15 protein-coding genes are annotated in these 16363 nt (G+C 74.4%); 5 read left to right on the top strand and 10 right to left on the bottom strand.

The genetic code is table 11. From position 1 onward, the window contains the following. The 4 genes from IEZ12_RS38970 to IEZ12_RS24690 all read right to left on the bottom strand — a co-directional run. On the bottom strand, nucleotides 1-295 hold a 295-nt coding region (locus IEZ12_RS38970), incomplete at its 3' end, for a nickel-dependent hydrogenase large subunit (RefSeq protein ID WP_229847928.1). Further along, complete coding sequence (locus IEZ12_RS38965) at nucleotides 292-1089, bottom strand: NADH-quinone oxidoreductase subunit B family protein (protein ID WP_229847926.1); 798 nt, start codon at nucleotides 1087-1089, stop codon at nucleotides 292-294. The genes IEZ12_RS38970 and IEZ12_RS38965, both read right to left, overlap by 4 nt. A 14-nt stretch (nucleotides 1090-1103) precedes the next feature. After that, nucleotides 1104-1892 (bottom strand): FAD/NAD(P)-binding protein, encoded by a 789-nt coding sequence (locus tag IEZ12_RS24695; protein ID WP_189274789.1) that lies wholly within the window; start codon nucleotides 1890-1892, stop codon nucleotides 1104-1106. An 8-nt stretch (nucleotides 1893-1900) separates the two neighbouring features. After that, on the bottom strand, nucleotides 1901-3040 hold the full coding sequence (locus IEZ12_RS24690; RefSeq protein ID WP_189274787.1) for a 4Fe-4S dicluster domain-containing protein: 1140 nt from the start codon (nucleotides 3038-3040) through the stop codon (nucleotides 1901-1903). A 339-nt stretch (nucleotides 3041-3379) separates the two neighbouring features. Between IEZ12_RS24690 and IEZ12_RS24685 the strand changes: the two genes are divergently transcribed. Both IEZ12_RS24685 and ppsA read left to right on the top strand, forming a co-directional pair. Further along, complete coding sequence (locus IEZ12_RS24685; RefSeq protein ID WP_189274785.1) at nucleotides 3380-3934, top strand: Rv1733c family protein; 555 nt, start codon at nucleotides 3380-3382, stop codon at nucleotides 3932-3934. A 198-nt stretch (nucleotides 3935-4132) separates the two neighbouring features. After that, on the top strand, nucleotides 4133-6499 hold the full coding sequence (gene ppsA / locus IEZ12_RS24680; RefSeq protein ID WP_189274783.1) for a phosphoenolpyruvate synthase: 2367 nt from the start codon (nucleotides 4133-4135) through the stop codon (nucleotides 6497-6499). Nucleotides 6500-6526: 27 nt separating this feature from the next. Here ppsA and IEZ12_RS24675 read toward each other — a convergent pair whose 3' ends face one another. Further along, nucleotides 6527-7225 carry a CBS domain-containing protein gene (locus tag IEZ12_RS24675; protein WP_189274781.1) on the bottom strand — a complete coding sequence of 233 codons (699 nt, stop codon included), beginning with the start codon at nucleotides 7223-7225 and terminating at the stop codon, nucleotides 6527-6529. Nucleotides 7226-7416: 191 nt separating this feature from the next. Between IEZ12_RS24675 and IEZ12_RS24670 the strand changes: the two genes are divergently transcribed. Next, complete coding sequence (locus IEZ12_RS24670; RefSeq protein WP_189274780.1) at nucleotides 7417-7635, top strand: DUF1918 domain-containing protein; 219 nt, start codon at nucleotides 7417-7419, stop codon at nucleotides 7633-7635. 19 nt (nucleotides 7636-7654) lie between these two features. Here the strand turns inward: IEZ12_RS24670 and IEZ12_RS24665 are convergent, their stop codons facing one another. Together IEZ12_RS24665 and IEZ12_RS24660 are read right to left on the bottom strand one after the other, a co-directional pair. Then, a complete protein-coding gene (locus tag IEZ12_RS24665; protein WP_229847925.1) occupies nucleotides 7655-10417 on the bottom strand; it encodes a bifunctional acetate--CoA ligase family protein/GNAT family N-acetyltransferase in 2763 nt (920 codons plus the stop codon). A 46-nt stretch (nucleotides 10418-10463) separates the two neighbouring features. Next, a complete protein-coding gene (locus tag IEZ12_RS24660; RefSeq protein ID WP_189274778.1) occupies nucleotides 10464-11147 on the bottom strand; it encodes a pyridoxamine 5'-phosphate oxidase family protein in 684 nt (227 codons plus the stop codon). Nucleotides 11148-11357: 210 nt separating this feature from the next. Between IEZ12_RS24660 and IEZ12_RS24655 the strand changes: the two genes are divergently transcribed. Beyond that, nucleotides 11358-13076 carry a sensor histidine kinase gene (locus IEZ12_RS24655; protein WP_229847923.1) on the top strand — a complete coding sequence of 573 codons (1719 nt, stop codon included), beginning with the start codon at nucleotides 11358-11360 and terminating at the stop codon, nucleotides 13074-13076. A gap of 2 nt (nucleotides 13077-13078) precedes the next feature. Here the strand turns inward: IEZ12_RS24655 and IEZ12_RS24650 are convergent, their stop codons facing one another. The 3 genes from IEZ12_RS24650 to IEZ12_RS24640 all read right to left on the bottom strand — a co-directional run bounded on the left by IEZ12_RS24650 (nucleotide 13079) and on the right by IEZ12_RS24640 (nucleotide 15142). Continuing rightward, nucleotides 13079-14056, bottom strand: coding sequence for an Acg family FMN-binding oxidoreductase (locus IEZ12_RS24650; RefSeq protein WP_189274774.1), 978 nt, complete (start codon nucleotides 14054-14056; stop codon nucleotides 13079-13081). A 15-nt stretch (nucleotides 14057-14071) separates the two neighbouring features. Next, complete coding sequence (locus tag IEZ12_RS24645; RefSeq protein WP_189274772.1) at nucleotides 14072-14335, bottom strand: SHOCT domain-containing protein; 264 nt, start codon at nucleotides 14333-14335, stop codon at nucleotides 14072-14074. Nucleotides 14336-14449: 114 nt separating this feature from the next. Further along, nucleotides 14450-15142 carry a response regulator gene (locus tag IEZ12_RS24640; RefSeq protein ID WP_189274770.1) on the bottom strand — a complete coding sequence of 231 codons (693 nt, stop codon included), beginning with the start codon at nucleotides 15140-15142 and terminating at the stop codon, nucleotides 14450-14452. Nucleotides 15143-15369: 227 nt separating this feature from the next. Between IEZ12_RS24640 and IEZ12_RS24635 the strand changes: the two genes are divergently transcribed. Then, entirely contained in the window at nucleotides 15370-16260 is an 891-nt protein-coding gene (locus IEZ12_RS24635; protein ID WP_189274769.1) for a universal stress protein, read from the top strand. The last annotated feature ends 103 nt before the right edge of the window (nucleotides 16261-16363 follow it).

Here is a 16363-nt window from a genome sequence, read left to right as displayed (position 1 = left end):
GCCGCCGCAGCTCGGCGAGCGGGCCGTCCACCCGCACCCCGCAGGCGTCCTCGACCGCCTGGCAGGCGGTCATCTGGTAGGCGACCGGGCAGATCCCGCAGATCCGGGCGGTCAGGTCGGGCGGCTCGGTGTGGCGGCGCCCGCGCAGCAGGGCCTCGAAGTAGCGGGGCGGTTCGTAGATGTCCAGCTGGACGTCGGTCACCTCGCCGTCGTGGACCCGGATGCGCAGCGCCCCCTCGCCCTCGACCCGGGCGAGTGCGCCGACGGTGAGCAGACGCTCCGTGCGGTGGCTCACCGGGCTTCCTCCTCGGCCTGGCGGGCGGCCTCGGCGAACTCCGGCGCCTCGGCGTTGAAGGTGCGGTAGAGGCGGGCGATGTCCGCCTCCGACAGGCCGTCGCGCCGCAGCAGCGGCAGCATCGCCCGGGTGTTCGGCCCGCCCCCGCCGGGTGTCGTGGGCACCGGGCCGAAGCAGCCGTAGCAGCCGCGCCCGTACGCGGGGCAGAGCGCGCCGCAGCCGGCGTGGGTGACCGGCCCCAGGCACGGTGTGCCGTGGGCGACGGTGACGCAGGTGGTGCCGCGCAGTTTGCATTCGAAGCAGACGCTGTGGGTGGGGATGTCGGGCTTGCGGTCGGCGAGGAAGGCAGTGATGACCTCCAACAGCTGCCGCTTGTCGATCGGGCAGCCGCGCAGTTCGAAGTCGACCGGGACGTGCGCGGAGATCGGCGTGGAGTCGTCCAGGCTGTCGAGGTAGTCGGGGCGGGCGTACACCACGGACTGGTACTCGGGCAGCGGTGACAGGTTGCGCAGCGCCTGCACACCGCCGGCGGTGGCGCAGGCGCCGATGGTCACCAGGTGGCGGGACTGCTCCCGGATCCACCGGATCCGTTCCAGGTCGGCGCCGGCCGCCACCGAGCCTTCGACCAGCGACAGGTCGTACGGCGGGGGCAGCGTGTCGCTGGTCGCCTCCAGGAAGTAGCCGATCTCCAACTCGCCCGAGAGGGATACGAGTTCGTCCTCCAGGTCGAGCAGGGTGAGCTGGCAGCCGTCGCAGGAGGAGAACTTCCAGACGGCCAGCCGGGGTGCGGTCACGGTCCTTCACCACCTCATCGTTCGGAGACCGACAGCGGCTCGCCGGCCCGGGCCCAGTCGACCACCGGGCCGTCCCGGCAGAGCAGCAGCGGACCGAGCTGGCAGTGGCCGCACCAGCCGGTGCCGCAGTGCATGTTCCGCTCCAGCGAGAGCACGATCCGTTCGGCGGGAACACCGCGCCGCAGCAGTTCGCCGACGGTGGCGCGCATCATCGGCTCCGGTCCGCACAGGAACGCGGTGCAGCGGTCGGTGCGGCAGTCGGCGGTGTCCAGCAGCGCGGTGACCAGGCCGACCGGGCCCTGCCAGCCGGGCGTGGGGCGGTCGACGGTGACCAGCACCTGGGCGCGGCGCCGCCAGAGCGGCAGCTCGGCGGGGAAGAGCTGCTCGCCGGGTTCGCGGTAGCCCACCAGGACCGAGAGGCGTCCCGACCGGGCCAGGGACTCGACGATCACCGGGCGCAGCGGTGCGAGGCCGATGCCGCCGGCGACGACCAGCACGTCATCGCCGGCGGGCGGCGTGGGCCACGCTGTCCCGTACGGGCCCCGGACCCCGATCCAGTTGCCCGGTTCGGCCCGGCACAGCGCCTCGCTGACCTTGCCGACCGCGCGGACGGTGTGGTGCAGCAGGTTTCCGGAGATCCCGCTGACCGAGAGCGGTGCCTCGCCCACCCCGAAGGCGTACAGCATCGCGAACTGGCCCGGTCGGAACGGCGGCAGGGCGTGCGCGGCCGGCGCCAGGGTGAGCGTGACGGTGTCGGCGCTCTCCTGCCGGCGGTCGGCGACCCGGTAGGGCACCGGGGTCATGGCGGCCGTCACCGGGCCCCCGCCGCGCCGGACTCGGCGCGCAGCGCCGTGACCTCCTCGGTGATGTCGATGCCGACCGGGCACCAGGCGATGCAGCGGCCACAGCCCACGCAGCCGGAGGACCCGAACTGGTCGTACCAGGTGCCGAGCTTGTGCGTCAGCCACTGGCGGTAGCGGCTGCGGGCGGAGCTGCGGACGGGGCCGACGCCGTGCAGGTGGGAGAAGTCCAGGTCGAAGCAGGAGTCCCAGCGGCGCCAGCGCTCGGCGTGGTCGCCGGTGAGGTCGGTGGTCTCCTCGGTGGTGGTGCAGAAGCAGGTGGGACAGACCATCGTGCAGTTGCCGCAGGTCAGGCAGCGGTCGGCGACCTGGTTCCAGCGTTCGGCGGTCATCGTGCCCGCCATCAGCGCGCGCAGGTCGGAGGCGTCGACCTCGCGGCCCATCCGCCCGGCGGCTCCGGCGACGGCCGCGCGGGCCCGCACGCCGTCGGTGGGCCGGGCCGGCAGCTCGGCCAGCAGCTCCGACCCCTCCGGGCTGCCCGCGCGGATCAGGTAGCTCAGCCCCCCGGGTCCGGCGGTCTCGGTGAGGGCGAGGTCGAAGGCCGAACCCTCGGGCAGGCCGGGGCCGGTGCCCATGGAGGTGCAGAAGCACACCCCGCCCGGCTCGGTGCACTCGACCACGATCAGGAAGACGCCGTCGCGGCGCCGGCCGTACACCGGGTCCCGGTACGCGCCCGCGGTCAGTACGCGGTCCTGGACGGCGATGGCGCGCAGGTCGCACGGCCGGACGCCGAGGAAGGCGTACCGCGGCGCCGGGGCGTCGTCCTCGCGGACGGTGACGGTGCCGTCGGAGGCCCGGTCGGCCTGCCAGAGCCGGGCCCGGGGCGGGTGCAGGAAGGTCTTCCACGACTGGGGCCCGGCCGAGTGGGCGAACGCCGCCCGGTCGGTGCGCGGCCGCAGGCGGTAACCGCCGGGTTCGGTCTCGACGCCCCAGCCGTGCGGCAGCTCGGCCGCCGAGCCGAGTTCGGCAAGGACGATCGCATCGTCCTTCACAGTGGGGCCTACCACGGTCCGGCCGCGGCGGACCAGGGCGTCGAAGAGCGCGGCGAGGCCGGACTCGTCGATCTCGGCGAGCGGTGCGGGTGCGTTCATCGGGCTGATCTCCGCGGTGGGCGTCGACGGGGGGTTCCTCGGTTCCACTCTCGGTGCCGGTGGCCACCCCCGCACGGGCCCCGCCCGCCGGCGGCCGGGCGAGAGTGACGCGCCCCGGCCGGTCGGGCCCGGGTGCGGGCGCCCCGGCGCGGGCCGCTGTTCCAAGGCGTCCCGGCGGTGACGCCGCCTCCGCGCACCCGCGTGCCCCTCGCGGGCGGACCGGCCCGACGGTCCGGTCCGGTTTCCGGACCGAAAGGGCCGTTCGGACCACGTCGGGCCACGACCGTCCCCGGGAAGCTGGAGACGGGGCCACGGCCGACCGGTGAGGAGGCGGACGTCATGCGTGCGCACCCGGGGCAACGGAACAACCCGCTCAGACGGGGCAGCGACCGCGTCCAGTGGTGGCTGGCCCGGATCCTGCTGGTCCTCGCGATCGCCGGGCTCCCGGCGGCGCTCGCCGTCGGACTGGCCGTCCACACTGCCGAGGCCCGGGCCGACCGGGCCCAGGCCGCCGGCCGGCACCCGGTGACGGCGCGGCTCGCCGAGGACGTCCCGGCCTTCCCGGACCTCGGCACCGTGTCGGCCGCCGTGACGTGGACCGCCGACGGCGCCGCGCACCGGGCCACCGCCACCGTGGACTCCGGCCAGGACGCCGGCGCACCGGTGCAGATCTGGCTGGACGCCCACGGCAACGTCGTCCACGCACCGGCCGCCGCCGGCCAGGCCACCGCAGCGGCCTGGACCGCCGCCCTGATCACCGCCGCCGCCGTGCCGCTGGCCTGCGCACTGACCTGGAGGGGCACGACGTACGTCCTGGACCGCCGCCGCTACGCCCGCTGGGGCGCCGAGTGGCAGCAGGTCGAACCCCGCTGGACCCGCAGCCGGCCCAGCTGACCTGCTGCCGGCCGGGCCGCCCGGCCTGGAAACGGCCCGCGCGGCGAGAGACCGTGGGAAAGACGCCCACCCAGGAGGTGGTAGAGCCATGGACCGCATTCGGATCCGCAGACGCCCGACCCGCCCGGAGCCGCGTCCCCCACTGGACCTGCGGACCCCGTCCGGCCGCCCGATGCCCTACTGACCGGGGAGGACGACATGCGACGGATCATCCCCTTCACCGAGCTGGGCCGCGCCGACGTACCCCTGGTCGGCGGCAAGAACGCCTCCCTCGGCGAACTCACCAACCGGCTCACGACCGCCGGGGTCCGGGTTCCCGGCGGATTCGCCACCACCGCGGACGCCTTCCGCGAATTCCTCGACACCGCCGGCCTGCGGCAGCGGGTCGAGGAGCAACTCGGTCGGTTGGGAAAGGACGGTGCGCTGCCGGAGGTGGGCGCGGCCGTCCGAGCCGCGCTGCTGGCCACCCCGCTGCCGCCGCAACTCGAAGCGGAACTCGCCGACGCCTACCGGCAGTTGGCGCAATCCACCGGCCGGGCCGACCCGGACGTCGCGGTGCGCTCCAGCGCAACCGCCGAGGACCTGCCCGAGGCCAGCTTCGCCGGGCAGCAGGAGACCTTCCTGAACGTGCGGGGCGTCCCCGCCCTGCTGGACGCCTGCCGGCGCTGCTGCGCCTCGCTGTTCACCGACCGGGCGATCGACTACCGGCAGCGGTTGGGCTTCGACCAGCTCGCGGTCGCCCTGTCCGTCGGCGTGCAGCTGATGGTGCGCTCCGACCTCGGCAGCGCCGGCGTCGCGTTCACCCTCGACACCGAGACCGGCTACCCCGACGTGGTGCTGGTCAGCGCCGCCTGGGGGCTCGGTGAGACCGTGGTCGGCGGGCAGGTCGACCCCGACGAGTACCTGCTGTACAAGCCGCTGCTCGACGACGGGGCGGAGCGGACGCCGCTGCTACGGGCCACCGTCGGCGCCAAGCGCCGCAAGGCCGTCTACGGGGAGCAGGGTTCCACCCGGACCGTCGACACCACCGCCGAGGAACGCGCCGCCCGGGTCCTCGACGACAGCGACCTCGCCACGCTCGGCCGGTGGGCCGTCGCGGTCGAACGCCACTACGGCTGCCCGATGGACCTGGAGTGGGCCAAGGACGGTCGGACCGGCGAACTCTTCCTGGTCCAGGCCCGGCCGGAGACCGTGCAGTCCCGGCGGGCCGGCTCGGTGCTGCGCCACTACCGGCTGACCGGGACCGGCGAGCGGCTGGTGGACGGCCTCGCCGTCGGCCAGGCGATCGGGCACGGCCCGGTCTGCGCGCTGTCGGCACCCGGCGAGATCGCCCGCTTCCCGCAGGGGGCGGTGCTGGTCACCACGATCACCGACCCCGACTGGGAACCGCTGATGAAGCGCGCCTCGGCGATCGTCACCGACCATGGCGGCCGCACGTCGCACGCCGCGATCGTCAGTCGCGAACTCGGCGTCCCCGCAGTGATCGGCACCGGGCGGGCCACCCGCGTGCTGGAGAACGGCCAGGAGGTCACCGTCTCCTGCGCCGAAGGCGAGCAGGGCCACGTCTACGCAGGCCGGGTCGACTGGGAGGAGACGCAGACCGACCTCGGCACGCTGCCGAAGACCCGCACCCGCGTCATGCTGAACCTCGCCGACCCGGCCGCCGCGTTCCGCTGGTGGCAACTGCCCGCCGACGGCGTCGGCCTGGCCCGGACGGAGTTCGTGGTCGCCCACCAGGTGCGGGTCCACCCGATGGCGCTGATCCACCCGGAGCGCCTGTCCCCCGAGGACCGGCGGGCCGTCGACGCCCTCACCGACGGCCGGTCCGACCCCACCGAGTACTTCGTCGACCGGCTCGCCCAGGGAATCGCCCCGCTCGTCGCCTCCCGCCGGCCCGACCCGGTGATCGTCCGCACCAGCGACTTCAAGACCAACGAGTACGCCCGCCTGCTCGGCGGCCGCCCCTTCGAACCCGTCGAGGCCAACCCGATGATCGGCTGGCGCGGCGCGAGCCGCTACTACGACGACCGCTACCGCGAAGGCTTCGCCCTGGAGTGCCGGGCGCTGCGCCGCGTCCGCGACGAGATCGGCCTGACCAACCTCGTGGTGATGATCCCGTTCTGCCGCACCCCGGAGGAGGCCGACCGGGTGCTCGCCGAAATGGCCGCGAACGGGCTGGAGCGCGGCCGCAACGGCCTGAAGGTGTACGTGATGGCCGAGATCCCCTCCAACATCGTGCTCGTCGAGGAGTTCGCCGAACGCTTCGACGGCTTCTCCATCGGCAGCAACGACCTCACCCAGCTCACCCTCGGTGTGGACCGGGACTCCGACCTGCTCTCCCACCTCTTCGACGAGACCGACCCCGCCGTCACCCGCTCCATCGAGCACCTGGTCACCGCCGCCCACGCGGCGGGCCGACCGGTCGGCCTGTGCGGTCAACGACCGAGCAACGACCCGCAGTTCACCCGCTTCCTGGTGCACTGCGGCATCGACTCGGTCTCCGTCGCACCGGACAGCTTCGCCGCCGTCAAACAGTGCGTCGCCGACGCGGAGGGCGGCAGGTGACGCTGCCGCCCCGGGGCGTCCGAATGTTCAGCTGCCGCCCGCCCGGTAGGCGTGGGGATGCTCGAACGCGGTTCCGGTGTCGTCCTCGGTCCAGTCCAGGGACTGGTGGACGGCCACCACGCCGTCGACCGCGCGGCACAGGCGCTCGGCGAGCGGGATCAGGCTGCGGCGGGGGAGACGGCCGGTGAGGGTGACCACGCCGTCCTGCACGGTGACGCCGACGGTCTCCGGGGCCAGCCACAGGGTACGGCCGAGGACGTCGTGGACGATCTCCTCATGGATCGCGCCGTCGTGCCGCAGGAAGACCTGCAGCAGATCGGCCCGGCTGACGATGCCGATGAGGCGGCCCGCCTCGTCCACCACCGGCAGGCGCTTGACCCGGTGGCGGTCCATCTGGCGGGCGGCCTCGCCGACATACCAGGACGCCCGCGCGGTCACCACGGGGCTGGTCATCAGCCCACCGGCGGTCTCCGCCTCGGCACGGGCCTGGTCGGTCGGCCGAAGCCAACGGCCCGGATGGCGGTCCTCCGGGTCCGGCAGGACGGCCTCCTTGCGGAGCAGGTCCGCCTCGGAGACCATGCCGACCGGCCGGTCCTGGTCGTCGACCACCGGAACTGCGGTGATGTCGTTGCGGTGGAACAGCGCGGCGACCTCCTTGAACGAGGTGTCCGGTCGGGCCGTCACCACCTCACGGGTCATCAGCTCGGCGACACTGCGGTGCTGCATGGTCCTCACTCCTCCGCCGCTCGGTTCCGCTACCTCCACCATCGGCCCGACCGGCCGCGCCGGGACAGGGCCGACCGGTCCCCGCAGCTGGTCCCGGCGGCCCACGCGGACGCCCGGCGACCGGTGGATGCTGGAAAGGACTCCGGGAAACCGTCGTGGACAGACGTGTCCCCGAGGGAGAGGAGAGCGCCATGAGAGCCTCGATCGGAGACCGCCTCATCGTCGAGGGCACCCGCCCCGGTGCGGCCCGCCGCGACGGCGAGGTCGTCGCCCTGCACCACGCCGACGGCAGCCCGCCGTACGACGTGCGCTGGTCCGACACCGGACGGGTGTCGGAGTACTTCCCCGGCCCGGACGCCCGGATCCACCACTACACCCGGCCCGGGACCCAGGAGCGGTCTCCGGGCTGATGCCGGGCAGGCGGGCGGTTCACCCCGACGCTTCGGTGAGCGGTCGACGGCGCAGCCGGCGCAGGTACGGGTCGAACGGCAGCCGCGGCTCGACGCGGATCAGCGCGTCGGTGCAGAGCACGCCGTCGGACCGGACGACGACGGGGCAGAGCCGGGCCTCGGTGAGCTGCGGCAGGTCGGTGGCCATCCGCGACACTCCGACCAGTACCTGGTGCAGTTCGGCCAAGTCGGCCGGGCGACGGCTCGGGAACAGCGGTTCGGCGTGCAGTTCGGCGACCATCGCGGCGGGGTCGGCCTCGGCCAGCGGCGCGAGACGGGCGGCCCGGTCGTCCAGCAGTTCGCCGGTCGGTCCGCCGAGGCCGAGCAGCACCAGCGGGCCGAACACCTCGTCCTGGCGGACGTCGATGCGCAGGTCGACACCGGGCGCGGCCGCCGGGCGGACCAGCACGCCGGTCGTCCGTCCGCCCGAGGACGCGGTCGACTCCCGGAAGGCGTCGCGCGTTTCGGCGTCGGAACGGACGGTCCTCGACGATTCCGAGGCCGGCTGTCCGGCCCGGTGGGCGCTCAGCACCGCCCGGCCGCCGTGGCCGAGCAGGCGCAGCGACCGGGCGGCGAGGACGGCCGTGTGCTCGTCGGGGGCCCAGACCGTCGTGGTCAGCGGCAGGCGGTAGCACTCCAGCAGGTCGGCGGTGCGTGCCGGGTCGAGCAGGCCGCCGTTCGGCCGTTCGGCGAGGAATCCGTCCACCAGCCGTTGTGCGGCCGCGGGGTCGCAGTCCGGCAGCTCGGCCTCGGCGGACGCGGGACGGGCAAGCATGCGGGCTCGCGCGTGGGCGGCGGCCAGGGCGGAAGCAACCGAGCGGGAATCGGCGTAGGCGGGGATCAGGGTGCCCTCCCGGGCCGTCAGGAAGCCGACCGGCGCCTGCTGGTCGATCCGCACGGCGGCGACCGGAAGGCGGCGCCGTCCCGGGCCGTCCAGGAGCGCACGCAACGGGTCCCGGTCCGGGCCGGCGGCCAGTGCGGTGGGTACCAGGCACACCACCAGAGCGTCCACGGTGCCGCTGTGTTCCAGGATGTCGAGGCTGTGGAGCAGTTCGTCGGGCCCGGCGGCGGGGGTGATGTCGACCGGGTTGCCGGTGCCCGCGCCGTCGGGCAGCGCGCGGCGCAGCCGGTCGGCGAGTCTGTCCGGCAGGCCGGGCAGGTGCAGCCCGGCCTCGACGCAGGCGTCGGCGGTGAGGATGCCGATCCCCGCGGCGTTGGAGACCACGGCGATTGCGCCGCGCTCCGCGGGCAGCGGTTGGGCGTGCAGCAGTGCCGCAGTCTCCACCAGCTCGGCGACGGAACGGGTGGCGGTGATTCCGGCCTGGTCGAACAGGGCGGCCCGGGTGACGGCCGGGACGGCAGCGGCGGCGGTGTGTGCGGCGGCCCCGCGGCGGCCGGCCGAGGAGCGTCCGGCGTCGACGGTCAGGACCGGGAAGCGGCGGGTGACCCGGCGGGCGGTGCGGGCGAACGCCCGCGGGTTGCCGAAGGATTCGAGGTGCAGCAGGGCCAGGTTCGTGCGGTCGTCGCTCTCCCACCACTGCAGCAGGTCGTTGGCGCTGACGTCGTACTTGTCGCCGAGCGAGACGAACGTCGACACACCGATGCCCAGCCAGGCCAGTTGCTCCAGCAGCGCGATGCCGACGCCGCCGGACTGCACGGCGACCCCCGCCGTGCCGGGCTGCGGGAAGGCGCCGCCGAACTCGGCGTCCAGCCGCACCGCGGGGTCGGTCTGGGCGATGCCCAGGCTGTTCGGGCCGACGAGTCGCATCGAGTGCGCCCGGCAGCTGTGCAGCAACTGCCGCGCCTGATCGGCGTCCAGGCCGGAGGTCAGTACCACCAGGCCGTGTACGCCGGCCCGGCCGCACTCCTCGGCCGCGGCGGGGACGGCGGTGGCCGGAACGGCGAGCACCGCCAGCTCGGGGATCCGGGGCAGCGCTTCGAGCGAAGGATAGGCGGGCATGCCGGCGACCCGCTCGGCGTGCGGGTTGACCGCCCACACCTCGCCGTGGAACCCGCCGTCGCGGATCTTGCGCAGCACGCTCTGCCCGACCGACCCCGACCGCCGGGAAGCACCCAGGACGGCGACCGAGTGCGGCCGCAGCAGGGCGGTGAGGCTGGCGAGATCGGCGGTGCGGCCGCGTTCCTCCACCGCCCGCAGGTAGTGCTCATCCGTGTCCGCGCCGGCCAGCGGGACCTGGACCCGGACCTCGCCCTCCCGGTAGCGGCGGTGCACCGGCAGCCCGAGGTCGGAGAACAGACGGTGTACAGCGCTGTTACCTGCCAGGGCGTCCGCCTCGAACGCGGCGACGCCGCGCTCCCGGGCGGCGTGCACCAGGTACTCCAGCAGCAGGCTGCCGACGCCGCGGTGGTGCCAGGCGTCGGCCACCGCGACGGCCAGTTCCGCGGTGTCGGGCCGTTCGGCGGCAGTCTCGAAGTCGGCCTCCCCGACGAGTACGCCCGCGGTCCACGCGCCGAGCGCGTACAGCTCGGGGCGGGGCGGCCCGCACAGCCGGTCGGCCGTCAGTTCTGGGGCGCGTCGGCTGGTGCCGAGGAAGCGCAGCCGTCGGCTGGCCTCCGACATGCGGTCCGCGTGCAGCGCGAGCACCTGCGGACGGTCGGCCGGGGTGAGGGGGCGTATCCGCACGGTGCTGCCGTCGGTGAGCAGCGCCTCCTCGCCGGATGCCCGGTCCGCCCGCCCACGCGGTGCCGGGGAAGGGACGGTGCTCGCTGGCTGTTCGGTCATGGCGGCGCTCCTTCGGCCGGTGGGGCCCGCGGGTGCGGGGCGCGGCTCAGTCCTCGGCCTCGGCAGGCATGCTGGTGATCCGGCGTCCGGACACCGTTGCGGGGCGGATGCGGATCCAGCGGTCGCGCGGGCCGCCGGCCCAGGGTTGGACGGCGAGGTCGCGGAGGAGCCGTTGGAGGGTGGGTGGGTCGTCGATGTGTTCGGCACGGCCGGTGATCAGGACGCTCCAGCCGGTGCTGCGGCGGTCGTCGATGCGGTCGACCTCGAAGGAGACGTCGGTGCCGGGCGGCGGGTCGGTGGCGCCGTGGTCGCGGGTGCGGTAGACGACCGTGTGGCGGTCCACGGCGTAGTTGACGGGGAAGACGGCAGGTCCGTGGTCGCCGGGCAGGGCGATGCGACCGACGCCCCGCGCGCCGAGGTCGTCCCAGCACTCCTCCCTGCTGAGCCGCACCAGCACCGGCTGGAGCGCGGGCGACCCCTGCCCGGGGGGCCGGTCGGGTCGGCCGGCCAGCAGCTCCTGGTAGGTCATGCCGAGCGCGGCGGCGATCCGCAGGAAGCCGTTCGGGTCGAAGGACGGGCCGGCCGTGGTCAGGAACTCCAGGTAGCGGCGTGACATGCCCGTGAGCATTGCCAGCGTGTCCGTGTCGATGCCGAGCAGGCTCTGGCGGACGGCGATCCGGCGGGCGACCGCTTCGGCGGCCGACGGGTCGGCCGGGGGCTGGACGTCCATGGGATTCCACCTCCTGGCGTTCAGGTCCGGAACAGGGCGAACTCGAAAGTACTTCCACCTTCCAGCCTCCGCGCCCCGACCGCCCAGGCCATGGGCCTGCCAGGGTCGGGCGGAGGGGCCGACCGGCCCTACCGGACCGGCCGCACCACGCGCTCTCCCGGGACGTCGCACCTACGCTGGAAACGCCGTCACCGAGCCCGGAGGATCACGGTGGGCAGCGCAGAAGAGAGCCCGACGCCGGTGCCGCAGCTCAGGCTGGATGACCTGCTGGACGAGCTGCAGGGCCGGCTGGACGCTGCGCGCGGAACCCGCGACCGGGTGCACAACCTGCTGGAGGCCGTCCTCGCGGTCGGGCGCGACCTCGATCTGACCCAGGTGCTGCGGCACATCGTCGAGGCCGCCGCGAACCTGGTCGACGCCGAGTACGGGGCGCTCGGCGTGATCGGCGAGGACCAACGGTTGTCGCAGTTCGTCCCGGTCGGCGTCACCGAGGAACAGGCCCGGCGGATCGGCCCGCTGCCCTCCGGCCACGGCATCCTCGGCGAACTCATCCGCCACCCGGAGCCGCTTCGGCTCGCCCGGATCGCCGACCACCCCGCCTCCTACGGCTTCCCGCCGAACCACCCGTCGATGCACAGCTTCCTGGGTGTGCCGATCCGCATCCGCGGCAAGGTGTTCGGCAACCTCTACCTGACCGAGAAGCGCGGCGCGGACGAGTTCGACGCCGAGGACGAGGCGGTGCTGGAGACCCTCGCCGTCGCGGCCGGTGTGGCCATCGAGAACGCCCGGCTGTACGCCCGGGCCCGGCTGCGCGAGCAGTGGCTGGCCGCAGGCGCGGCGGTCACCAGCAGCCTGCTGTCGGGCAGCGCCGAGCAGGAGGTGCTCGACCTGCTGGTGACGCGCGCCGGCGAGATCGCCCGCGCCGACCTCGCGGCGGTCGCCCTGCTGTTGCCCGACGGCGAAGAACTGGAGGTGCGAATTGCCGTCGGCCAGGGAGCGCGTGAACACCGCGGGCTGATGCTCCCGCTGGCAGGCACGTTCATGGGTGCGGCCGCTCGCTCCGGCATGCTGGTGACCAGCAGCGACGTCCGCAACGACCCGCGGATCACTGTCGGCCCACCCCGCTGGGAGGGACTGGGCCCGGCGGTCGCGGTGCCGATCGGCACCGCCGAACTGGGCGTGCGCGGCGTGTTGATGCTGGCCAGGACGACCGGGTCGGCGCTCTTCGAACCGGACGAGTCGACGCCCTTGATGGGGTTCGCCGGGCAGGCCGCAGTCGCCATGGAGCTGGCCGAACGCCGCCGCGACTCCGAGCAGGTCGCGTTGCTCCAGGAACGCGACCGGATCGCTCGCGACCTGCACGACCTGGCGATCCAGCGACTGTTCGCGGTCGGCATGACCCTCCAGGGCGCCACCCGCTTCATCGAGCACCCCGAGGCCGAGGAACGGGTGCTGCGGGCCATCGACGAACTCGACGAGACCGCCAGGACCATCCGCGCCACCATCTTCGGCCTGCGCGCACGCGACGCCGGACCGGCCGCCCACGGCCTGCGCGCCGCCGTGGTGGCGGCCACCGAACGGGCCACCGGCCTGCTGGGCTTCGCCCCGGCCCTGCGGATGACCGGACTGCTCGACGTCGGCGTACCCCGGGAGATCGCCGACGAGACCGCCGCCGTCCTCCAGGAGGCCCTGTCCAACGCCGCCAAGCACGCCAGGGCGAGCGCCGTCGACGTGGTGGTCGAGACCGGCGACGGGCACCTCACAGTCAGCGTGTCCGACGACGGCGTGGGCCTGCCCGAGGGCGGGCGGCGCAGCGGGCTGGCGAACCTGGCCGAGCGGGCCGCCGCGCTGGGCGGCGAGTTCCACGCCCGTGCCCGCCCCTCCGGCGGCACCGAACTGGTCTGGCGGGTACCGCTGCCGGACGGCTGACCTCAGCTGTCGATCACGTCGGCGGCCGGCAATCGGGGTGTCGGCGCGCCCTCCGGGCCGTAGCCGAGCCGGATCAGCATCTGTGCGAACGCCGGCCCGTGCCGGGGGTCCCGGGCCTCCCAGCGCAGGAACCGCCACTCCATCGCCTGGTGCAGCAGCGAGGCCCGGACCTGGCGTACGGTCGCCGCCAGCAGCACGTGCTCCAGGGCGAGGCCGGCCCGCAGCCAGTCCACCGGCCGGTCCCCGCGGGTCAGCAGCACGGCGATCCGCGGCTGCGACTCGAACTCCACCGGCGCGAGGTGGCGCGCGGGGGCGAGCGCGCCGAAGTCACGCATCGGCAGGTGCCCGCCCGCGTCCTGCGGCCCCAGAGCGGAGACGGGGATGCCGTACGGCGGCGCGCCCGGCCCCTGGACCCAACTGCGGGTCTCGGTTCTCTGATCGGAGTCCGTGGTGTTGCGCCGCTCGGCCTCGGCGGTCAGCCGCAGCAGCCGTTCGGTCTCCGCGTCGTCGGGAAACAGCAGCTCCGTGTCCTCCGCACGGGCCGCGTCCGCGAATTCGGCCAGCACCTCGGCGGGGACCGGCGGTCCGGTGAACGGGGAACGGATCGAGTGCCGTCGCCAGATCGCGTCGTACAACGCCTCGACGGCCGGCAGGTGGCAGGCCTCGGACTCGTCGAGGCGCACATCCGCCAGCAGCTCCGGCTCGGCCGGGTCGGGCAGCAGCCGCACCTCGGGCGCCCAGCCGAGATGGCGGGCCGCGGTGCGCAGGTTGAGCACGGCGGCGCCCACCGAGACGTGCAGCGCGCGGCCCTCCGGGTCGACAGCCGGCAGCGCGCGCTCGGCGGCGGCCCTGACCTCCAGCATCGAGGTCTCCGGCACCAGCCGGAAGCGCCACGGCTGGGTGTTGTGGACGGACGGCGCCGCGACGGCGGCGGAGACCAGGGTCTCCAGCGCGAGGGCGTCCAGGGTCGGGACGGTCATGGTGCCCACCTCCGCTCAGCTCGCGCCCGGTCCGGTGCCCTCGCGCAGCACCTCCAGGCGGCGGCGGTACTCGTCGGGGTCGATCTCGCCGCGGGCGAGACGCTCGGCGAGTACCTGTTCGGCGTCGGGTCGCCGCGTCGCGGAGTGCTGCGCGACCGGGCGCAGATGGTGGAGGAGCACGACCGCAGCGGCGATCAGCAGGCCCAGGAATACCAGGATCGAGAGCATCATCAGGCCGATGCCCCAGCCGTTCATCCCGTTGTCGTTCCAGTACATCATCGCGGCCTCCCCTGGCCGGTGGGCACCGGGCCGGCGCCCCTCACTGTTCACGGTGCACCGGGGCGGGCCGCCGCCGCATGGGCCGGTCGGCCCCCGCGGGCCGGCCGACCGGGCTCAGTGCGGACGCGGGGTGCGCTGCTCGTCCTCGGCATGCGCGGCCAGCACGGCGGCCTGCAGCCTCCGCTCCACGCCCAACTTGGCCAGCAGCCGGGAGATGTGGTTCTTCACCGTCTTCTCGGAGAGGTACAGGTCGTGCCCGATCTCGCGGTTGGTCTCACCGCGGCCGATCAGCGTCAGGATCTCCCGTTCCCGCGGCGTGAGTTGGGCGAGGGCCGCCCCGGTGCCGCTCTCGTCGTGGTGACGCAGGCGCTCCATCAGCTTGCGGGTGGTGGCCGGGTCGAGCATCGACTGGCCCGAAGCCACCGTGCGCACCGCGCTCACCAGATCCGCGCCCTTGACCTGTTTCAACACGTACCCGGCGGCACCCGCCATGATCGCGTCCAGCAGGGCGTCGTCGTCGTCGAACGAGGTCAGCATCAGGCAGGTCAGTTCCGGAAGCCGGTCCCGCAGCTCCCGGCAGACCGTCACGCCGTCGCCGTCCGGCAGTCGCACGTCCAACAGCGCCACCGTCGGGCGGAGCGCCGGGATCCGGGCCAGGGCCCGGGCGCAACTTCCGGCCTCGCCGACCACCTCGATGTCGGGCTCGGCCTCCAGCAGGTCCCTGACGCCGCGGCGCACCACCTCGTGGTCGTCGAGCAGGAACACCGTCACACGCCGTCCGGCTGCGCCGGGCCCGGTCCCGTCCATGTCGGCTCCCGGAGACATCGGATTCGATCCCCTCCGATTCTGCCCGCCGCCCACCGGGGCGGCACGGCCGTCGCCGCCGCGGGCGCACTGGAAGCCGAGCGACACGGGGCCCGACAGGCCCCACCCGGCCGGGCCGGTCGGCCCTCGCCCGCCCCACCGGGCCCCGCCTAGCGTGGAAACAGATCCGGTCGTCACCGGACAACGGCCGGCGCAACGGTGGAGGAGCAATGACGTCGCCCACCGAACCCCGCCCGATCGTGCTGGGCGTCGACGCCCGACAGGTCAGCCCCATGGTCGTCGGCTGGGCCGCCGCCGAGGCCGAGCGGCGCGGGCTCCCGCTCCGCCTGGTGCAGGCCGTCCCCGACGAACCCCGTGACCTGCACGGCGACGGCCGCAGCTTCCTCCAATCGCTGCGCGACGCCGGATCGGTCGCGCTGGAGAAGGCCGAGGGCATCGCGCTGGAACGCCACCCCCGGCTCCCGGTGCAGTCCGTCCTCCGTGAGGGGAGCCCGGCCCCGCTGCTCTGCGAGGAGTCCGAGGGGGCCGCGCTCGTGGTGCTCGGCTCGCGCCGTCTGGGCCGGTTGGAGGAGAAGCTGAGCCGCTACTCCGTGACCGTTCCGGTCAGCGCCCAGGCGCACTGCCCGGTCGCCGTCGTACGGGAACCCGAGCACACCACCCTCCGGCCGCCCTACGTCGTCGTCGGCGTCGACGGTTCGCCGTGGTGCGCGGCCGCGGTGCGCTTCGCCGCCGACCTGGCCGCCCGACGGGGAGCGGCGCTGCGCGCCGTCCGGGTCCGGCGGACACCCGTGCGGCCGTTCGAGCCGCTGGAGAGCGAATCCGAGATCCGGCGGCGCCTGTTCGAGGCCACCGCGGGCTGCGCCGCCGACGAACCCGACCTCGACCTCACCCACGAGGTCATCGGCGGCCACCCCGTCGACGAACTCGTCCGGGTGTCCGCCCACGCGCTGGCCGTCGTGGTCGGACGGCACGGCCACGGCGGACTCACCGGACTGCGGCTCGGCTCCGTCCCGCACGGCCTGATCCGCCAAGCGCTCTGCCCCGTCGTCACCGTCCCCGCCGGGCCCGGCGCCGACGACCCGCTGACCAGAGAGCAGTGAACGAACGACGCGTGCCGTGATCGTCCACGAGAGCATGTACGGCAACACCGGGCAGGTCGCCAAGGCGATCGCCGACGGCATTCGGACGACCAAGCCGGATGCC

Source organism: Kitasatospora griseola (genome assembly GCF_014648555.1).
GTDB lineage: Bacteria > Actinomycetota > Actinomycetes > Streptomycetales > Streptomycetaceae > Kitasatospora > Kitasatospora griseola.
This window is presented reverse-complemented; position numbering and strand designations above follow the sequence as displayed.